This is a genomic window from Acinetobacter sp. COS3, from assembly GCF_000475335.1.
Lineage (GTDB): Bacteria > Pseudomonadota > Gammaproteobacteria > Pseudomonadales > Moraxellaceae > Acinetobacter > Acinetobacter venetianus.
This window is the reverse complement of sequence record NZ_AXCD01000027.1, coordinates 45106-65435: the sequence shown is the minus strand read 5'-3', so window position 1 is coordinate 65435 and position 20330 is coordinate 45106. Positions and strand designations below refer to the sequence as shown.

The window sequence follows — 20330 nt, the reverse complement described above, 5'->3', positions numbered from 1 at the left end:
TTTCTCTGTAGTTGGTTTATGCGGTGTATGCGGTTGCTTCGATTTCAATCAGCATGCCATTTAAGGCCAAACGTGAGACAGGAATGAGCGTGCAAACAGGGAAGGCATGATGTTTCCACAAGCTTTGCATGACTTGAATCAATATCTGATGTTTTTCAGGATTATGATCAACAATTAAAATGCGTAAAACGGCAATATCTGTATATTGTGCTTGAACTGAGCTGAGCGCATGTTGAATATTATAAAAGACTTGTTGTACCTGTTGGTCAAAATTTTCAGAAAGAACACCATTTTTATTTTCACCGCCTTGACCTGCAATATGAATGATACGCTGATTGGGGGGTACAACTGCAATATGGCTATAACCGTTGCTACGTGGATTATAGAGTTCACTTGGATTTGTGATTTTAAATGCTTGATTCATAGCTCTACATCATTTTGAAATCTGAGTTATGTTAGTATCAAAGCTCAAGTTAACTAGAGGTCAAGCATATTTTGAAAAAAGAACATCCTCAGGCTTGGCTGACGATTGGTGAACTTGCAAAACGTAGCGGCGTCAGTGTACCGACAATTCGTTTTTATGAAGAAAAACAATTGATTTGGGGAATACGAACAGCTGGAAATCAGCGTCGCTATCAACGAGCGATGCTGAGACGAATCGCAATTGTGAAAGCAGCACAGCAGGTTGGTATTAGTCTACAGCAGATAAAAACCACGTTTAGTTCATTACCTAAACAGCAGGTTGCGACGAAAAAAGACTGGCAGCAGATGTCGCTGCAATGGCAGGGACAACTTGATCAACAGATTATGATGTTGTTACAACTTCGCCAGCAGCTCGATCAATGTATTGGATGTGGCTGTCTTTCTTTAGATCAATGTCCACTGAGAAATCCTGATGACTGTTTAGCAGAGGAGGCAATGGGAGCACATTTTCAAGAAATTTTATTTATGCTCAATCAAAAGAAAGAAGAAGTTGAATAGGGAATAAAAAATACGCACCAATATTGTGCGTTTATCTTGGTTTTGTTGGACGAAATCATACAAATATCACTTGAAAAAATGCCATTTTAAGTTTTTACATTTCTTTTTTACTTTTTATTTGGATTCGACTGAAAGTATCGGTAACGATAACTCTATCTTAAATAGTAGCTCGATTTATTAATAAGAATTGCTCAGCTCTATGTCGCCGAAAAGACCAATAAAAGTTCAAATAAGCCAATCCCTCCTAACAACTGCATGATTATGATGCGAAACCAGCCCTTGAATCTGTTGAGATGCAAACGATCAGCTAAAGACAAAATAGAAGGATTTAGTTTGAAAGTATCTTCAATACAGATGAAATAAAGGTTTATTTAATAAATGTCACTTGGATCTTTCTTGCTGGAAAGAAAAGAGTAGAACGATGCATGGATCGATATCGAGAATGATCAGAATTTCATATTAAGACAATATGAATGAATTGGTTTTGCTGATCAAAAGGTAAACCTGCGGATCATACAAGTTTGAATAAGAAAAGTGAATCATCAGTTCAAAATATAGGTATTTATTAAATAAATATTGGGTGGAATTTTAAAAAAGTTCCATTAGAATCCAAATTTCTACAAAGAATACTCCTGGGGGAAACATTGCGAGTCGCGATGTTTACTTAAGAACAACTAGCTTGAGGAACGCTCATGCAGATCGGAATCCCAACCGAAACTGTCGCAGGTGAAAGCCGCGTAGCTGCTACACCAGAGACAGTTAAAAAGTTGATTAACGCAGGTCATAGCGTTGTCATTGAACGTGGTGCTGGTGTTAAAGCTGCGTATATTGACAGTGCTTATGAACAAGTTGGCGCAACCATTACGGACGATGCATATACAGGTAGCCAAATTATTTTGAAAGTACGCGCTCCTAAAGGCGAAGAAATTCAAAAGCTTGCGGCGAATACTACTGTAGTAGCAATGTTTGACCCTTACCGCAATTCAGAATTAGACCAATTCGCTGCTCAGCAAGTGAATGCTTTTGCTTTGGAATTACTTCCTCGTACGCTTTCACGCGCACAAAACATGGACGTACTTTCATCTCAAGCAAACTTGGCAGGTTATAAATCTGTATTGCTTGCTGCGGCTGAATATCAACGTATGTTCCCAATGTTAATGACGGCTGCGGGTACTGTAAAACCTGCACGTGTTGTGATCATGGGTGTTGGTGTTGCTGGTCTGCAAGCAATTGCAACAGCAAAACGCCTTGGTGCGGTTGTTGAAGCAACTGACTTACGTCCAACAGCAAAAGAGCAGGTTGAGTCTTTAGGTGGCAAATGGTTAGACGTGCCAATGTCCGATGAAGAGAAGCAACGTGCTGCCGAAGCTGCGAAAAGTGGATATGGTTGGCAGCCGGGTGAGCAATACATCAAGGATCAAGCTGCGATTGTAGATAAAGCGGTATCAAATGCAGATATCGTGATCACGACTGCATTGATTCCAGGTCGTAATGCGCCACGTTTAATCAAAGCTGAAACTGTTGCCAAGATGAAACCAGGTTCAGTCATTTTAGATATGGCAGTTGAAACTGGCGGTAACGTTGAAGGCTCTAAAGAAGGCGAGACCGTTACAACTGAAAATGGCGTGAAGATTTTGGGTATTCCAAACATTCCAGGCACAGTTGCAACTGAAGCATCTGCATTGTACGCACGTAACGTATTTAACTTTGTTGAGACATTATTCGACAAAGAAAAAGGTTTTGTACTCAATCAAGAAGATGAAATCCAAAAAGCGTTACTCGTGACTCATGGCGGTCAAGTACTGCTCAAGCGCGGTTAAGGAGAGTTCTCATGGTTGAAACGATTACAATTTTCGTCCTTGCCATCTTCGTAGGTTATTACGTTGTTTGGGGTGTAACACCTGCATTGCATACGCCATTAATGGCGGTTACGAATGCATTGTCTTCAATCATTATCGTTGGAGCAATGATTCAAACTGTAGGTATGCCTGCGATTGGTGTTGATGCAAACGTTGCTTTCCAAAGCGTAAACGTTGTAAGCATTTTGGGTGCAGTTGCTGTGTTCTTGGCAAGTATCAACATTTTTGGTGGCTTTGCTGTAACTGCTCGTATGCTTGAAATGTTCAAGCCGAAGCAAAAGAAAAAAGAGGGCTAATTGATGGAATTTATTCGAGACTATGCGGATTGGTTCTACCTTGTTGGTGCAGTCCTCTTTATCTTAACGTTACGTGGTTTGTCAGGTCCTAAGACTGCGATTCAAGGTAACCGTTACGGTATGATCGCAATGACTATTGCGGTAATCACGACATTCTTCGTTGCAGAACATCCTGTTGTTTGGATGATCGTTGGTGCGATGGTGTTGGGTGGTATTGTTGGTATCGCTCGTGCGAGAACGGTTCCAATGACGCAAATGCCTGAAACAGTTGCGTTGATGCACTCATTAGTTGGTTTGGCTGCGGTATTGATTGCGATTGCTGCAATTCTGCATAACAACCAATTAACAGTATTGTTTGAGCAAAATGAAGCTGCCTTAAGTACTGCTGGTGTTCAACATGCTCACATGAGTGCGGTTCATTTATTTGAATTGTTTGTCGGCTGTTTCGTTGGTGCGATTACCTTTACAGCATCTGTATTTGCTTACGGTAAACTTGCTGCGAAAAAATGGGCAAAAACGATTTCTGGTGCATGGGTTAAACCTGTTCAAGCAACGATTTTCATCGCAATGCTTGCATGTGGTTTCTATTTCTTCACTACTGGTAATATGACTGCATTCTGGGCAATGACAGCGCTTGCACTTGCATTCGGTTGGGTTTGGATTGCACCAGTAGGTGGTGGTGATATGCCAGTTGTGGTATCACTTCTTAACTCATTCTCTGGTTGGGCTGCGGCAGGTATTGGTTTCACACTTGAAAACAATATGTTGATCGTTGCGGGTTCACTAGTCGGTTCTTCGGGTGCAATTCTTTCTTACATTATGTGTAAGGCAATGAACCGTTCAATCATCAACGTATTGTTTGGTGGTGCGATGGGTGGCGCGGCAGTTGCAACAGCAGACAAGGGTGCTCAAGTTCAACGTAATCACCGTTCTGGTTCAGCAGATGACGCAGGCTTCTTGATGTCAAATGCAGACAGCGTTGTGATCGTACCAGGTTATGGTATGGCGCAAGGTCGTGCACAGAATGCGGTAAAAGAATTATGTGAAATCTTGAAAGAGCAAGGTGTAAAAGTACGCTTCGCGATTCACCCAGTTGCAGGTCGTATGCCTGGTCACATGAATGTATTACTTGCCGAAGCTGATGTAGCGTATGAAGACATCTTGGAAATGGATGAGATCAACTCTGACTTCCCAGCAACTGATGTTGTATTGGTTATCGGTGCGAATGACGTTGTTAACCCAGCGGCAAAAGATGATCCAAGCTCACCTATCTATGGTATGCCGATTCTTGAAGCGCATAAAGCTCGTACGATCATGGTAATCAAACGTTCTATGGCAACAGGTTATGCTGGCTTAGACAATGACTTGTTCTACAATGAAAAAACTATGATGATCTTCGGTGATGCGAAGAAAGTTGTTGAAGATATGACAAAAGCAATCAATGGTGGTGGTCACTAATCTGACCTCCTATCCGGATTGAAGAAGCCACCTTTGGGTGGCTTTTTTATTAAAGGTATTGTGTGTTGTCATAACGTTGAATCTATCCCGCGAATAAAGTGAATTGATTTTGGTGGCTAATAGAGATTCATGCTACTTGAAAAAATGAAAACATCTTATAGACTAAAAATACTGATAATAATGCTCTAATGCATATTTTTACATCATGATCGAAGTAACAATTCAAGAAGCACATGAAGACTATCCGATAAGAAAAATTATATTGAACGATTTAGATGTTGGTATGGAGCGATCTATTTGGGTATCTTCTAAAATTACCTGCTTAGATAAAGATAATAATTTTATCTATGAAGAAATAACCATAATTAATCGTTTAAATGGAGTTGCTACGACTTCTATTTATTCTGGAGAAAAATTTAATTTAGTGGCTTACACTGAGCAATACTCAAAGCGAAAAATCAAGAGTAGCATTGCTGGTTTTCTGGTGGATCATTATATTTTAATCAATAATCAATTTGTACTGATGGCTAGAAGTATGGATGAATATGATCTAAAGGGCGGTAGAACCAATCATTTTGACAAAAATGGAAATCTGTATTTTTATCGAATTACTAATTTTGATTTACTACCTCCTGAATCTCAAAAAGAATATGATAAGGATGGTAAGGAGCTAGGTTTTTGGAATCTGCATTTTATGGAACATGAAGATTTTTATAGAACTACAAGTAATGTAACTCGTGAGTTGGAAAATAAAGTAATTGAAAAATACAGAATTAATGATTAAAATTCTATAATAAATCCAATAGTTCTAGTCACTAATCTGACCTCCTATCAGGATTGATGAAGCCACCCTTGGGCGGCTTTTAAATGCAGATAATTTAAAGATATTTTTCTACTAGGTTCATTGATTCTTCATAAAGATCTTGAGCGAGTTGTTGATTTTTAGCATGAGATGATTTCCAGTCAGGCATATGAGCACTCACATATTCACCATTTCGGTTTGCCCAAGAATCACCAATCGCCATTTCTGTAATGAGCTTTGCTGGAACAGAGGTTGGGACTAAACCTAATTTCATGATTGCATAAACAGGCTTTGGTAATTCACGATAAATATCTGACGCAACACCACCAGGATGCAGCGCATTATTGGTGATTGTGCTATTGGCTAACCGTTCCGCAAGTGCGTTGCTGAATAGTAGGTTAGCAAGTTTAGATTGACCATAATAAAACAGCGGATTGTAAAAACCTTCTGCGCGAAACTTATTAGGTTTAATTGAACCAGCCCAGTGCGCAATTGATGCTAGATGTACAATTCGAGCTTTTGGCGCTTGCTCTAAAGTAGGAATCAATTTGTGTGTAAGCAAAAAATGCCCAAGATAGTTCACGCCGAACTGTTGTTCAAAGCCATCTTGGGTGAACTGTTTGGTCTTGGCGAAGAGTCCTGCATTATTAATCAAAACATCTAAGCTACCATAACGGTCGGCGATTTCATCTGCTGCTTGGGCTGTTGCATCGAGACTATTGAGGTCGAGTTGAACAGTATCAACTTTACCTTGTCCTGATGCAAGAAGACGATTTTGTGCTGCTTTCGCTTTTTCTGTATTGCGACAAGCGAGGATGACATGCTGTCCTTGTTTCACTAATTGCTCAGCGGTGGCAAACCCAATACCCGTGTTTGCACCTGTAATCAGCACTTTCATTTTTTACTCCTGAGATACTTTTTATTCGTCGAGTTCCAAAACGGTTCTATAGTGCGTTAATTTTGACAATTTGTCATGTCAAAATTTATTGCAAGCGGATAGATGGTTAAATAAGTTAGATAAAATCCTTTAATAATCAACATGTGCTTTCACTGCTTTTTTTATGATGAATAAAAATAAATCAATGAATTTTTAAGAAGAAGTTGTTTTGATCTTGGCATTCTCTTTGCATTGAATTGCTTGATCTTTTTAGGGGAATTCTATGAAAAGTATAATTTTTTTGCCATTTTTATTATTTCTCTCATCACAGGCTTCAGCAGAACCTGTGCAAAATATTCAGGAAATTCGCATTTCATTAGACAGTGTTTGGGTGGTTGTTGGGGGGATACTAGTCTTTTTTATGCAAGCTGGATTTGCTCTGATTGAAAGTGGGTCTGTACGTAGTAAAAACACCGTGAATGTGCTCATGAAAAACTATATGGATATGTGTATCGGGGGATTGGTTTTTTGGCTGTTTGGTTTTGGTTTGATGTTTGGGCTTAATCAAACAGGTTGGGTGGGATTAAGTCATTTTATGCCTGATGCCTTAGATGATTGGCATTGGAATCTTCTGTTTTTCCAAATGATGTTTGCGGCTACAGCGACAACGATTGCGAGTGGTGCGATGGCTGAACGCATTCATTTCATGGCTTATGTGGTAAGTGCAATTATTGTGAGTGGTGTGATTTATCCAATATTCGGTAGTTGGGCTTGGGGTGGCTTGTTTGGTGGTGATGGTTGGTTAAAAGCACTCGGATTTATTGATTTTGCAGGTTCAACGGTTGTTCATTCTATCGGTGGTTGGGTGGCATTGGCTGGAATTATTATCTTAGGGCCACGCCTAGGAAGATTTGGACGTAAGGGGCAAAGCCACTTTTTAGCAGGGCATAACTTACCTTTAGTTGCGCTTGGTGGATTTATTTTATGGTTTGCTTGGTTTGGTTTTAATGCAGCTTCGACTGTTTCTGCAAGTGTCAGTATTGGGCGAATTGCTTTGAATACGCATCTGGCAGCTTGTGCTGCTGCTGCGACTTATATGATTCTTGCATTAATTCAATCTAAAGCAGTACTGATTCGTTACACCATTAATGCATCATTAGCTGGATTGGTTGCGATCACGGCTGGATGCGCAACCATGTCTCCATTGTATGCAGTGATTACAGGGGCTTTTGCGGGTTTATTGATTACGTTTGTTCCGCAGCTTTTAGAAAAAATGCAATTGGATGATGTGGTGGATGCTGTTGCTGTTCATGGAGTTTGTGGCGCATGGGGAACCATTGCAGCGGGGATTTTCTTGGAAAGTAATCCATTTAATTTGAATGTAATCGGTGTACAAGCACTGGGTGTTGGTGCGGCATTTATTTGGGGTTTTGGAGTTGCATTTATCATGTTTAAAATACTGGATAAAGTTCTCGGTGGACTTCGAGTGTCACAACAGCATGAACAACGCGGTTTAGACTATACCGAGCATGCGGAGCTGTCTTATCCAGAGTTCCAGCGTGATTTAACGTTTGAAACTGACAATATTACTCATCGTCACTAAGAGGCGTTTGTTATGGCTGAATTAACCATTGAACAAAAGAAATTAGCAGTAGAGAAAGGCTTGGCTCAGTTTATGCCTGATACCGTTTTACAACGTGTTTTGCAATATTGGGAAAGTGAATATGGCAATCAACCTTCTTTTGTTTTAAATCGTTTTCTGAGTGAGATTTGCACCAATGATGAGATGCGTCTACAGCGCAAAGATATGTTACGACAAGTATTACATGAAATATCTGTAGCAGAAAAACAGCAACGCTTAAAAGTTAAAAATGACAAAAGCGTTGCTGTTCCAAAGCAAGGGGAGGAGGTGGTTGACTCATTTCAGGCATTCTATGATTTTGTCGTGGCGATTTTAAAATCTGTGGCTCGAAATGATTATCTAGAGTTTGTTGAAGAAATACAGCTCAAAATGAAGAAGCATCGATCGCTTGCGGAGTATTGGTATGTCGTTGGTTCTGAGAGAGAGTCTTTGCAACAGTTCTCACCACAAAATTATGCACCGATGATTACCGTACTTTATGCAATCTATTGTGACTTTTATGGTCCGATCAAAGCTGATCAGCTCTATGCGCTGATTAAAAATGATATCAAGCAACGCTATCCTGAGGTAGATGTAAAACAGTTTTTGTAGGCATAAAAAAGCGACCGATTCGGTCGCTTTTTTTGAGCTAATTTTTAAGCTACAGATTCTGGTGCACGCCATAAGCTTTCTAAGTCATAAAACTTACGCGCAGTAGGCAACATTACATGTACAACGACATAACCTAGATCGATTAAGATCCACTCAGCATCACGTTCACCTTCGACACCGAGTGGGCGGAAGCCTGCTTTACGTGCTTCATCAGCAACATTGTCAGCAAGTGCTTTGACATGACGAGTTGAAGTACCGCTTGCGATTACAATCGCATCGGCAACATTGCTAATAGAACTTACATCAAGTTCTAAAATATCTTTGGCTTTTACATCAGTAAGGGCTTCATGTACAACTTTTAAGCAAGCATGTACATCTTTGTTGGATGTTTTGATTTTTAGGTCGTGAGAATTAGAAGCGCTGGGCGATGGTTCTAAATTCATAGAGGGTATATTTTCCTGACAATTGCTCATTGTCAAATATACCGTTTTTCTCTATGGAATTCAAATTTCAGCAGTAACAGTTTATGTATTCACATCATTTGAAAAATACTTATTTTTCCATGCAAAAGATTGATCTGATTGAGTTTTTGGTCTGTATTCAGCTGCGATTAGACCTTGGTAGTCACTTTGCAATAACCAGTCAAAGATCTGCTTGTATGGGATATTTCCAGTATCTGGCTCATTACGATTTGGGCAATCTGCAAATTGAATATGCCCAATTTGATGCAAATTTTCTTGCAAACCTGTCAGAACATCTTCACCCATCATTGCCATATGGTAGCAATCGTATTGCATTTTCAGTTTTGGATGATTAACAGCCTCAAGCATTTCTTGAGCTTGTGCAATATTTTGTACCAAAAAGCGGGGCATATCTGTGCCATTGATCATTTCAATAACAGGTTCAATACCTTGTTCTGTGAGCATATGGCAAGCAAGTTTAAGGTTATTTGAAAGCGTGTTTAGGCAAGGCAGTAAATCAGCATCCAAGGGCTGTTTGCCTGCGAGGATATTTACACGAGGTACATTGAGTGCATTTGCGTATTCGATTGCAAGCTCTAAGGCATGATGAAACTCGAGCTCTCTTCCGGGTACACCCGCTAGTCCATTTCCACCTTGCATGAGGTCGCCTGCTGGTACGTTGATCAAACCAAGTGATAAATTATATTGTTCGAGTTGAGTGCGTATATCCGAAATATCAAGTTCATAGGGGAACTGTATTTCTACGTGTTGGAATCCATGTGCGTGGGCTAAAGCAAAACGTTCAATTAACGGTACTTCAGTAAAAATCATGGATAAGTTGATGGCAAGTTGGCTCATTTTCAAACTCCCTGATTTCATAAATTATTGTTCTATATATTGAATGATAGTAGCTAAATCATTCTCAGCAAAGCCATTTTCTTGGTGGGCTTGTAACTGTTGTAGAGCTTTTTGTGCAACAGGAATGTTTAAGTTAAAGCCTTCTGCAAGTTGAACAGCATTATTTAAATCTTTAGAGAGGGTTTGTACTTTCCATTGCACGGGTTCAAAGGTATGAGTTGCCATGCGTGGTGCAAGAATTTGAAAGGGTTTTGAGTCAGCGAAGCCGCCTGCAAGTGCTGGTGCAAGTAATGTGGTATCGACACCAGCTTGATCGGCAAGTGCAACGGCTTCGGCAATCAAGGTGCTATTTGCTGCCACGATTAACTGATTACAAATTTTGGTGGCTTGGCCAGTTCCAGATTCACCCATACGAGTGACACGTTGGGAAAGTACATCGTAAATAGGATTGAGACGTTGAATTGCCTCAGCATTTCCACCCGCAAAGATCACCAAAGTGCCTTGTTCTGCACCGAGTGTTCCACCTGAAACAGGGGAGTCAATCCATGTGACTTGTTGCTCTTGACTTGCTCGGGCAAGTTCGAGCGTCGCCGCTACGGAGAGGCTGGAAAAATCTACAATGATTTGATTGGGTTGTAAGTAGGATTCAATTTGGGCAAAAACACTTTGCACGGCTTTATCATCGGCAAGACAAGTCAAGATCACGGGATATTTTGCGATTTCTTCAAGTTCGAGTGCGAGAGCACCTTCTTGAATGAGCGGGTCGCAAGCATGTTGGCTACGATTCCATACAGCAACAGTATAGCCAGCCTTTAAAAGACGACTGGTCATCCTTGTGCCCATTAAGCCCATTCCTAAGAAGGCGATAGGGGTTTGTTGGTCGATTTTCATGCTGTTTGCCTATGCTTTGTTCTTGTCCTAAAGAAGTCTCGCAGAGTTGATGCGCTATTGCTAGTCAACCTTTACTGAATTAAGGGTTAGCTTGGAAAAGTGAGCTGTTGAATATAGGTAATCCATTCCTATTTTTATAGGAATGGATTTTTTGTTTATTTGTATTGGCGTGGGAGAAATTGCACTTCAGGGTTTTTATCCTTTTTGCGTGCAAGTCCGCTATTTTTACCTAACAGCAGTTTAAGTTGCCACAGCTTTTCTAAGCGTAAAGCTTTCTCTGGTTGGTGTTCCATTGCATCAAGTACACGTTTCGCTGCCATAATTGCATCTGGAGAGCGTTGAAGCATTTCTTGAGCAATCGTATTTGCTTTTGCTAATGGATCATTATCCAAATGCGTCACCAGACCAATTTCTTTAGCGTATTCAGCATCAAAGATACGTGCAGTGAGCGTAAGTTCTTTGGCTAAGTCAACACCAATAAGGCCTTTCAATGAACGAGTTAAGCCCATATCTGGCACTAAGCCCCAACGGCTTTCCATAATCGACATCTGAGTATTCGGTGTTGCAATCCGAATGTCAGCAGCAAGTGCGAGTTGCATACCCGCACCAAAGCAATAGCCTTCGATTGCCGCAATCACTGGAATCGGCAGATTTTGCCAAATCAAGAATGCTTTTTGGAATAGGCTTTGTCCTGGTTTGATCAGTTCCCATGCGGCAAATGCTGTATTTTTTGGATTGTTTAAATCAGAAAGGTCGATGCCAGCACTAAAGACATTTGCTTCACCCGTTAAAATGACACAGCGAATTGAACGATCTTTTTCAATTTTCTTTGCAGTCGCAACCAATTCTTTCAGTAAAGCAAAGCTCATTGCATTACGTTTATCTGGACGATTTAAAGAGACTGTTGCGATTCCATTGTTCTTTTCAACGCGTAAAAGTGCCATCTGCCTTACTCTTATTGTGTTTGATGAGGCAGCATAGCATGAGTCCTAATCGCGAAACATGACACATCAGTCACATTAATTTTCATTAGCATATAGAACGAGATTTGCTGCTTGTCTGACTTGCTCAATCGCAAAATTCAACTCATTAAAACGATGATTGGTTTCATTAATGAATATCTCATCTGCTTTACGGCGTTCTTTGCGTAAGGTGGAAACAAATTGCTCAAATTCACCTGCAACACGTTGCAATGTCGGTGTCCCGACATATCGAGTAGCACCATATAAGCGATGTAGTACATGCTCTAATTGAGGGAAGTCTTCAAGTTCGATCAGTTGTTGCATTTCAGTGAGTTCACCTTCAAAGCTGTCAACTAACATTCGCAATAAATCTTGAGCAAGGTCTTCTTTATTTGCTGCAAGCTGGACACTTTGCTGCCAATTTAGAATTTGTGGATCAATTGATTCGATTGGGTGTTTTTGCTCTGTGGCGATGGGTTGAGCGATAAAATTATTCTTAGTCCAATGGGTAAGAATTTGAATGATCTGCTCCATTTGGATTGGTTTTGTTACATAATCATTCATGCCTACTTTTAATAGTTTTTGTTTCTCATCAGCAAGCGCATGGGCTGTAAGCGCAATAATTGGCAGTTGCATGCCTGTATCTAAAGTCGACTCTAATGAACGTATTGCACGGGTGGTATCAATCCCAGACATAACTGGCATTTGAATATCCATAAAGACTAAGTCAAATGGCGGAAGATTTTGTTCGATACGCTCTTGAATAATATCAATCGCCTTTTGACCGCTCAGCGCTTTGGTCGTCGTGACATTCAATTCACCTAATAACGCTTCGAGTACGATCAGGTTTGGCAGATGATCATCTACTGCAAGGATGTGTAACCCTTGACCATTAAAGTCTTCTGGCTCTTGTTCGAAGATGGGTTGATTGCCCAACAACTGAACCAATTCACGACGGCTTAATGGTTGATATAGTGGGCGGGCACGGTATTCATTCAGCATGTTTGGCTCAAGACTCATTTGATAGCCATAAACTGCTAAATTGCCACTATAACGTTGGCGGATTTCTTTGAGTAACGCTTCAGTATCACCACTATGGTCGACGATCAGCCAAGTGCTTTCTTGTTGATTTAGATGATTTAATCGACTAAATAAATCCAATATCGACTGCGTTTCGATATGTGAGACATGATAATTTTCTAAATACGAACGTAGTACGCTTGCAGTTGCAGGGTGAGCCAAATAAGACACCACTTGCAAATGATCAAAATGTGGGTGCTCTACAAAGTCATGCTCTTCTTCAACTTTAAATAGGGCTGTGAACCAGAAAGTTGAACCTTTATCCGTTGGCGCACGATCTTGGTTATCCTCGAAGCCAATTTGACCATGCATTAAGTGTACAAGTTGCTTAGAAATAGCTAAGCCGAGTCCTGTTCCACCGAATTGACGAGTGACGGAAGCATCACCTTGAGAGAAAGATTCAAATAAACGTTTGCGGTCTGTGCCACTTAGACCGATACCACTATCCTGTACGCTGAAATGTAGTAAACATTGGCCAATATCATCATCTTCCATACGGACACGAACAATGATTTCGCCGTCTGGTGTAAATTTGATGGCGTTAGAAATAAGGTTGGTGAGAATTTGCTTAAAACGTAACGCATCGCCAATCACATGCTGAGGGATGTTTTCAGCATAGTAGAATGCCATGTTGATATGTTTCTGCGCTGCTAGAGGAGAGAGCATATCCATCACATCAAAGATGGCTTCCTCAAGATCAAAAGGTGCGGTTTCGAGTTCTAATTTTCCAGCATCAATTTTAGAAAAATCTAATACATCATTGATCAATGCCAATAGGTGAGCAGAGGATTTACGAATCGTTTGTAGATAGAGATTTTGCTCATTACTTAAATTTTGTTGACGCAATAATAAGTGAATAAAGCCATCAATACTGTTCAGTGGTGTTCTTAGTTCATGGCTGATATTGGCCAAAAATACTGATTTTGATTGGTTTGATGAAATCGCTTGGTCGCGTGCTTGACGATAAGTAATGTTCTGAACTTCTAAGGTATCTAAAGTACGGCGTAAATCTTCTTCCGTTTGTTCTGTATGTTCTTTTAATTCTAAAAAGCTAAAGTGCAGACGCTTCACGACATTGGCAATATCTCTTTGCAGTAGGCGTAACTCACCTGTGCTATTGACGACAATGTGTTGATCTAAAGTATCGGCATTAAGGCGCTGCATTTGCATACGAATTTCGTAGAGCGGTGCTAACCAGCGACGTGAGAATACATTTAAACAAAATAATAAAATAAGAAGTGTGATTAAGCCTGTCACAACTAAAGAAAGTAAAATTTTATAGCGTGCCAACTCAAGCGGTTGGTTATCTAACTCGATCATGAGCCAGACAGAGTTTGGATTGCCAATATCTAGTTTTGAACCGTAGATACTGTTGTGATTGTGTTTGATTGGCCCAAAGAAATTACTGTTGTTTGGAAAGCTTGGCCAGAAGCGGTTATTTTGATAACCAACACTGAGATAAGTTTGACCTTTGTTGTCGATTAAAACCGCACGTTGCAGATTCTTTTCATCAAACATTTTTTGCAGAATGTTTTGCGCACGATCATATTGATCTGGGCTTTCTTGCACGAGTCGGAGTAAATCAATTGCTGTTTGGTGATAGCGCGCTAAAATTGCTGAAGCATCAGAACGTTGCTGTTGTTTTGCTGCATTTGTTGTTTCAGATAAAACCCAAAGAGTCCCCACGCTGGTCAAAATAGCAATCGGCACTAAAATAAGTGCAATCAGTTGTCCGTAAGCATGATTGAGCCGTAATCGTTTCGATAAAGTTTTATTGAAATTGGACATAGTGCGGTCAGATTTATCATTCTGCAAAACATCTTAGCACGCTTTAATAACAGCGAGGCATTAGCAGCCAATAAAAAGCATATTGAAAAGGTGCAGTATTTCCGTTTTTTTCATACAATAGACGCCACCTTAATATCGGTGTCGATCATGACGAATACGCAAACTGATTTTCTAGCAGACGAATTTTTACTCGACTATTATGTTGGTAAAAGCCCACTGGTGCGTTTACAGCGTTTAGCAAGTCATACAAGCGCAACGGTATTAGCAAAATTAGAAGGCAATAATCCTGCTGGTTCAGTGAAAGATCGTCCAGCGTATAACATGATTCTCCAAGCCGAAAAGCGTGGTCAAATTCAGCCGGGCGATACCTTGATTGAAGCAACCAGTGGTAATACAGGGATTGCACTCGCTATGGTCGCAGCGATGCGTGGCTATAAAATGAAATTGATTATGCCAAATAATATGAGTCAAGAGCGTAAAGACGCAATGTTGGCTTATGGCGCAGAATTAATAGAAGTGACGCAGCAACAAGGTATGGAAGGTGCACGTGACCTTGCCATGCAAATGCAAGCAGAAGGCAAAGGGTATGTGCTCAATCAGTTTGGTAATCCAGACAATGTAGAAGCTCATTATCTGACTACAGGTCCTGAAATTTGGAAACAAACAGGCGGAAAGATTACCCATTTTGTGAGTTCAATGGGAACTACGGGTACAATCATGGGTGTTTCCAAATACTTAAAAGAACAAAATCCAGAGATTCAGATTGTTGGTTTGCAACCTTCAGATGGTTCAAGTATTGCTGGTATTCGCCGTTGGCCTGAAGAATATTTACCAACGATTTTTGATCGCAGTCGTGTTGATCGTATTATTGATATTCCGCAAATTGAAGCTGAACGTACTATGCGTCAACTGGCGCGTAAAGAAGGTATTAGCGCGGGTACTTCTTCTGGTGGCGCGGTTTGGGCTTCATTACGTATTGCGGAAGAAAATCCTGATGCGGTCATTGTTTGTATCATTTGTGATCGTGGTGATCGTTATCTATCAACGGGATTATTCTCCGTACAAGATTAGAATCTCCCTTGTGGAGCTATACCGCTCCTCATCTCGTTAATAAAGAGAAAAAGAGGGAGCTGCTTCCTTTTGTAAGGGAGCTTGGGTAGCAATGCTACTCAGAAGTGATTTAATGAGATTTTAATATGAGCTTACGGTTTCCAATTTTAGTTTTTGATATTGAAACGCTAACTGATTTAAAAGCTGGCGCTCATTTATATCATCTTGATTTACCTGAAGCTGATGTTGAGCAAGCGCTGACTAAAATTCGTCGCCAAGAATCTGGGATGGATTTTCAGCGTCTTCCATTACATGAGATCGTTTGTATCTCAGGTTTATGGATCGATGAAAAAGGGTTTAGATTATTCTCTTTTAGCCAAGAGCAAAATTCTGAAGCTGAAATGCTGGCAAAGTTCTTGTCTATTTTTGATAAGAAGCAGCCAACGCTCGTGAGTTGGAATGGTTCGCAATTTGATTTGCCTGTGATTCTATTCAGAGCAATGTATCACGGTCTGTCAGCACCGAGTCTTTTTGACCAAGGTGAAATTGATAACCAGAAGCGCTTCAATAACTATCAAAATCGTTATCATCATCGTCATGTTGACTTGATGGATGTGATGGCAATGTTTAATGGCCGTAATTTCCAAAAATTAGATGATATTGCTTGCCTTCTTGGCTTTCCTGGGAAGCGTGGTGAATCGGGTTATCATGTGCCTGAATATGTACGAACTGAACAATGGTTAAAATTAACGAGCTATTGTGAGGGTGATGTGCTTAATACATGGTTGGTTTACTTACGTTGGTTATTACTGAAAGGTCAACTGAATCAACAAGATCATCAACAGCTTATGCAAGCAACGATTGATTATTTACAAACTCAAACGCAACAATCTGATTTTTTGCAGGTATGGCAACAAACATCGCAATATACTGTATTCACCGCTCAAACTTTTGCGCCCCAAATTTAGGTTCATCTTTTGAAACATAAAACGAAACATCGACCAGTCCAAAATCCTATTTATACCTTTCAGATTGAAGCATTTTCGCATGAGGGGCGAGGGATTGCGCATTATGGTACGCATCCTGATCATCCTAAAGAAAAGCATGGTAAGAAAGTTTTCATTCGCTATGCTTTAGTCGGTGAGACGGTTCAGGCGAAAGTAACACATCAGACCAGTCGACTTGAAGAAGCTGAGATGGTGAAATTAGAAAGTGAACCAGCTGTCTCACGGATTGACCCTATTTGTCAGCATTTTGGGACTTGTGGTGGTTGTAGTTTGCAACATATAGATCCAACTGAGCAGATTCGTTTAAAGCAAAATGTTTTGCAGTCGCATTTGCAGCACTTTGCAGGTTTGCAACCTGAACAATGGTTAGAGCCAATTCGCGCAACTAAAACAGGCTATCGTCGTCGTGCAAGAATTGGTGTTCGTTATATTGCGAAGCAGAATCGATTGGTGATGGGTTTTCGTGAACACCACAGTAATCATTTAACTGCGATTCAGCAATGCAAAGTACTTGATCAAACTTTGTCTGATGCGTTGCCAGAGTTGCGAAAATTACTCGAAAGTCTAACAGGCAAAGCGCATATTGGTCATATAGAATTAGCCATGGGCGATCATGAGGTTGCGTTATTAATTCGTCACTTAGACGAATTAAATGTGTCGGATGTCAACCAATTGCGTCAATTTTCGTTACTCAGAGGGTGGCAGTTATACTTTCAACCGAAAGGTATAGAGAGTTTACATCGCGTTGATGATTCTCAGGCTGAGATGCGTTTGCACTACAGTTTGGATGATTTTGCAGTCAAATTTGCGTTCTCTCCACTCGATTTTACTCAGGTAAATAGCGAAGTAAATGTAAGAATGGTTCATTTGGCATGTGAATTGCTTAATTTACAAGAAGGTGAAAGGGTTCTTGATCTATTTTGTGGATTAGGTAATTTTTCTTTACCTTTAGCACGTTGTGTTGGTGAGACTGGTCAAGTCGTTGGTGTTGAGGCGAGTGATGAGATGGTACATAGAGCAACTGAGAATGCGAAAGCAAACCAGTGCACTCAAGCCGTGTTCTTTTCACAAGATTTAACAAAAGACTTTTCGCATCATTCTTGGGCGAAGCAAGGATTTGATGCATTATTAATTGATCCTCCACGATCAGGTGCTTTTGAGGTTATGCAATATGTACCGAATTTTGGAGCGAAAAGAATCGTTTATGTTTCATGTAACCCATCTACACTGGCAAGGGATGCAGGTGTACTGGCACAATATGGCTATCAGCTCAAAAAAGCCGCAGTGATGGACATGTTTACGCATACTGAACATGTTGAATCTATTGCCTTATTTGAAAAAAATGAGCAGCTTGAAAAGATCGAAGAGATAAACGATTAGAAAATGAGTTACATATCCAGAGGAGAATGGTATGGTCACAGTACGTGAGCAGTTACCTGGACCGCTCCATGAGTTGTCCGAGGAAACGACTGTAGAACATGCCGCTGAAGCGCAAAGTGGTCTAGTGTCTTGGCTAGATCGAGTGCGTGATATCTTGGAAGGGGCGGAGCTAAAGCAGCTTGAAAAAGTTGCGCAGCTTACCTTGGAAAGAGAGTTGGAATCCACGGTTAATCATCGTACCAATACCTTTAGTACAGGGATTGGTATGGCAGATATTTTGGCACATTTACATGTCGATGAAGACACATTGTCAGCGGCAGTGTTATATCGTAGTGTACGTGAAGGGTTCATTACTTTAGAGGATATTCAGGAGCATTTTGGCGAGCAAGTTTTAAGCCTTGTAAAAGGTACACTTGCGATGGGTAAACTGTCTGAGTTAATTGAAAAGAACAAAAGATTAGAAGATCATTTCAATAATAATCAACGAGAGCATTTAAGCGGCATTTATAAAATGCTGATTTCGGTCACAGAAGATGTGCGCGTTGTTTTAATCAAATTGGCAGAACGAACCTATGCACTGCGTGAACTTGCTACAGCAAGTAAAGAGCGTCAAGAGCGTGTTGCACGTGAAATTCTGACCATCTACTCGCCACTAGCGCACCGATTAGGTATCGCACAACTTAAGTGGGAGCTTGAAGATCTTGCATTCCGCTATTTAGCGCCTGAACGTTATAAAGAAATTGCTTCATTACTTAATGAAAAGCGTTTAGAGCGTGAGCAATATATCCAGTTTGTGATTGATAAGCTTAAAAATGAATTAAGTGAAAATGACATCCAATCTGAAATAACAGGACGAGTGAAGCATATTTATTCGATTTATCGAAAAATGAAAAGCAAGAATCTGAGCTTTGATCAGCTCTATGATATTCGTGCGGTTCGCGTGCTCGTGAAAAACGTACCTGATTGCTATCATGCTTTGGGCATCGTGCACCAAATCTGGCGTCATATTCCGAACCAGTTTGATGATTATGTCACCAATCCAAAAGCCAATGGCTATCGCTCATTGCATACGGCTGTAATTGCTGAAAATAAATCTTTGGAAGTACAAATCCGTACTTTTGAGATGCACGATGAGGCTGAGCTTGGCGTTTGCTCTCACTTCAATTATAAAGAAGGTGAGAAAAATACAGACCATTCATTTAACCATCGTTTGCATTCTTTACGTGCAGTTCTTGAACACTATCAAGAACGCACAGAGACAACGCCACATGCTGAAGATGAAGAGTCAAATGGTATAGATCAGATTCAAGATTTTGAAAATTTTGAAAAGATTTATGTGTTCAGCCGTGATGGTGACATCAAAGAATTACCACGCGGTTCGACAGTTCTTGATTTTGCCTATCATGTGCATACAGAAGTGGGTAATAAGTGTTACGCTGCGCGTGTCAACCAACGTTATGTACCATTAACCTATACGCTTAAAACAGGTGAGCAGGTTGAGATTTTAACCAAGAAAGATCGTGAGCCAAATCGTGATTGGTTGGTAAATTCTTTAGGTTATATCAAAACAGCCCGTGCACGTGACAAGCTACGTCATTGGTTCAGACAACAAGATCGCAGTAAGAATATAGAAGTTGGGCGTGAACTGTTAAACAAAGAACTTGCTCGTTTAGCGATTCACCCAAAAAGTATTGATCTAAAAGATTATTGCTCACATTTTAATTTTAAATCTGGCGATGATATTTTAGTTGCGTTGGTCAGTGGTGATATCAGTCTGCATGCGTTGATTAATCAAGTTAATCGTCAGATGCATTTGGATCAAGATGAGCCAGAACTTGTTTTAAAACCTGCGTTAAATCCTCGTGCTAGTCATACGTTATCTGCGCATGGCATTTTAATTGATGGTTTGGATAACGTTGAACTACATATTGCTCAGTGCTGTCAACCAGTACATGGTGAGTCGATTGGTGGTTATATTACGTTGAATCGTGGTGTAAGCATTCATAAAGTTGCTTGTCCTGATTATATTCGTATGACGACACAAGAACCTGAGCGAGCTGTTGAAGCGGATTGGGAAATGCAGCCAACGCGTGGTCAGAGTGTACAAATCGTGGTTGAAGCATATGATCGTCGCGGCTTACTCAAAGACTTAACGCAAGTGATCTTCTCCGATCAAATTAATATCCGTCAGGTCAATACCATTTCTGAAGCAGATGGGATTGCCAATATGAAATTGTTGATCGAAGTGAAAGGCTTGGCTCAATTATCTCGCTTGCTTGCTCGTTTAGAACAGCAACCCGGAATTATTAGCGCAAGACGCTTGGTTCAGGGAAGTTAACAAAAAAGC

18 protein-coding genes are annotated in these 20330 nt (G+C 40.4%); 11 read left to right on the top strand and 7 right to left on the bottom strand.

Features of this window, described 5'->3' with window-relative positions:
• Positions 1 to 16 precede the first annotated feature (16 nt).
• Positions 17 to 424, bottom strand: a complete 408-nt coding sequence (locus IO68_RS27895; protein WP_023013697.1) for a RidA family protein — start codon at positions 422 to 424, stop codon at positions 17 to 19.
• 71 nt (positions 425 to 495) lie between these two features.
• On the opposite strand from IO68_RS27895, the gene soxR reads away from it, so the two are divergent.
• From soxR to IO68_RS27870, 5 genes are all read left to right on the top strand, one after another.
• The gene (gene soxR / locus IO68_RS27890; protein WP_023013696.1) at positions 496 to 981 is read left to right on the top strand and encodes a redox-sensitive transcriptional activator SoxR; all 486 of its coding nucleotides are present in this window, start codon (positions 496 to 498) and stop codon (positions 979 to 981) included.
• A 692-nt stretch (positions 982 to 1673) separates the two neighbouring features.
• On the top strand, positions 1674 to 2801 hold the full coding sequence (locus tag IO68_RS27885) for a Re/Si-specific NAD(P)(+) transhydrogenase subunit alpha (RefSeq protein ID WP_004881734.1): 1128 nt from the start codon (positions 1674 to 1676) through the stop codon (positions 2799 to 2801).
• 11 nt (positions 2802 to 2812) lie between these two features.
• Positions 2813 to 3136, top strand: a complete 324-nt coding sequence (locus IO68_RS27880; protein ID WP_004881735.1) for a proton-translocating transhydrogenase family protein — start codon at positions 2813 to 2815, stop codon at positions 3134 to 3136.
• 3 nt (positions 3137 to 3139) lie between these two features.
• The gene (locus IO68_RS27875) at positions 3140 to 4594 is read left to right on the top strand and encodes an NAD(P)(+) transhydrogenase (Re/Si-specific) subunit beta (protein WP_007479490.1); all 1455 of its coding nucleotides are present in this window, start codon (positions 3140 to 3142) and stop codon (positions 4592 to 4594) included.
• Between the two features lie 205 nt (positions 4595 to 4799).
• Positions 4800 to 5378 carry a hypothetical protein gene (locus tag IO68_RS27870; RefSeq protein WP_023013695.1) on the top strand — a complete coding sequence of 193 codons (579 nt, stop codon included), beginning with the start codon at positions 4800 to 4802 and terminating at the stop codon, positions 5376 to 5378.
• A gap of 94 nt (positions 5379 to 5472) precedes the next feature.
• On the opposite strand, the gene IO68_RS27865 is transcribed toward IO68_RS27870, so the two are convergent.
• Complete coding sequence (locus tag IO68_RS27865; RefSeq protein ID WP_023013694.1) at positions 5473 to 6294, bottom strand: SDR family NAD(P)-dependent oxidoreductase; 822 nt, start codon at positions 6292 to 6294, stop codon at positions 5473 to 5475.
• 262 nt (positions 6295 to 6556) lie between these two features.
• On the opposite strand from IO68_RS27865, the gene IO68_RS27860 reads away from it, so the two are divergent.
• Positions 6557 to 7876, top strand: coding sequence for an ammonium transporter (locus tag IO68_RS27860; RefSeq protein ID WP_023013693.1), 1320 nt, complete (start codon positions 6557 to 6559; stop codon positions 7874 to 7876).
• Positions 7877 to 7888: 12 nt separating this feature from the next.
• The gene (locus IO68_RS27855) at positions 7889 to 8506 is read left to right on the top strand and encodes a hypothetical protein (RefSeq protein WP_023013692.1); all 618 of its coding nucleotides are present in this window, start codon (positions 7889 to 7891) and stop codon (positions 8504 to 8506) included.
• A gap of 44 nt (positions 8507 to 8550) precedes the next feature.
• Here the strand turns inward: IO68_RS27855 and rsfS are convergent, their stop codons facing one another.
• From rsfS to IO68_RS27830, 5 genes are all read right to left on the bottom strand, one after another.
• Positions 8551 to 8949, bottom strand: coding sequence for a ribosome silencing factor (gene rsfS / locus IO68_RS27850; RefSeq protein ID WP_004881741.1), 399 nt, complete (start codon positions 8947 to 8949; stop codon positions 8551 to 8553).
• An 81-nt stretch (positions 8950 to 9030) separates the two neighbouring features.
• Positions 9031 to 9825, bottom strand: a complete 795-nt coding sequence (locus tag IO68_RS27845) for a hydroxypyruvate isomerase family protein (protein WP_004881744.1) — start codon at positions 9823 to 9825, stop codon at positions 9031 to 9033.
• A 24-nt stretch (positions 9826 to 9849) separates the two neighbouring features.
• Positions 9850 to 10716, bottom strand: coding sequence for an NAD(P)-dependent oxidoreductase (locus IO68_RS27840; protein ID WP_023013691.1), 867 nt, complete (start codon positions 10714 to 10716; stop codon positions 9850 to 9852).
• Between the two features lie 155 nt (positions 10717 to 10871).
• On the bottom strand, positions 10872 to 11660 hold the full coding sequence (locus IO68_RS27835) for a crotonase/enoyl-CoA hydratase family protein (RefSeq protein WP_023013690.1): 789 nt from the start codon (positions 11658 to 11660) through the stop codon (positions 10872 to 10874).
• A gap of 75 nt (positions 11661 to 11735) precedes the next feature.
• Complete coding sequence (locus IO68_RS27830; RefSeq protein ID WP_023013689.1) at positions 11736 to 14546, bottom strand: ATP-binding protein; 2811 nt, start codon at positions 14544 to 14546, stop codon at positions 11736 to 11738.
• Between the two features lie 147 nt (positions 14547 to 14693).
• Between IO68_RS27830 and cysM the strand changes: the two genes are divergently transcribed.
• The 4 genes from cysM (at position 14694) to IO68_RS27810 (ending at position 20321) form a co-directional block, all read left to right on the top strand.
• On the top strand, positions 14694 to 15617 hold the full coding sequence (gene cysM / locus IO68_RS27825; protein ID WP_023013688.1) for a cysteine synthase CysM: 924 nt from the start codon (positions 14694 to 14696) through the stop codon (positions 15615 to 15617).
• Positions 15618 to 15742: 125 nt separating this feature from the next.
• Complete coding sequence (locus IO68_RS27820; RefSeq protein ID WP_004881755.1) at positions 15743 to 16564, top strand: 3'-5' exonuclease; 822 nt, start codon at positions 15743 to 15745, stop codon at positions 16562 to 16564.
• Between the two features lie 9 nt (positions 16565 to 16573).
• Entirely contained in the window at positions 16574 to 17983 is a 1410-nt protein-coding gene (gene rlmD, locus IO68_RS27815) for a 23S rRNA (uracil(1939)-C(5))-methyltransferase RlmD (RefSeq protein ID WP_023013687.1), read from the top strand.
• Between the two features lie 31 nt (positions 17984 to 18014).
• The gene (locus tag IO68_RS27810) at positions 18015 to 20321 is read left to right on the top strand and encodes a RelA/SpoT family protein (RefSeq protein WP_023013686.1); all 2307 of its coding nucleotides are present in this window, start codon (positions 18015 to 18017) and stop codon (positions 20319 to 20321) included.
• Positions 20322 to 20330: the final 9 nt, after the last annotated feature.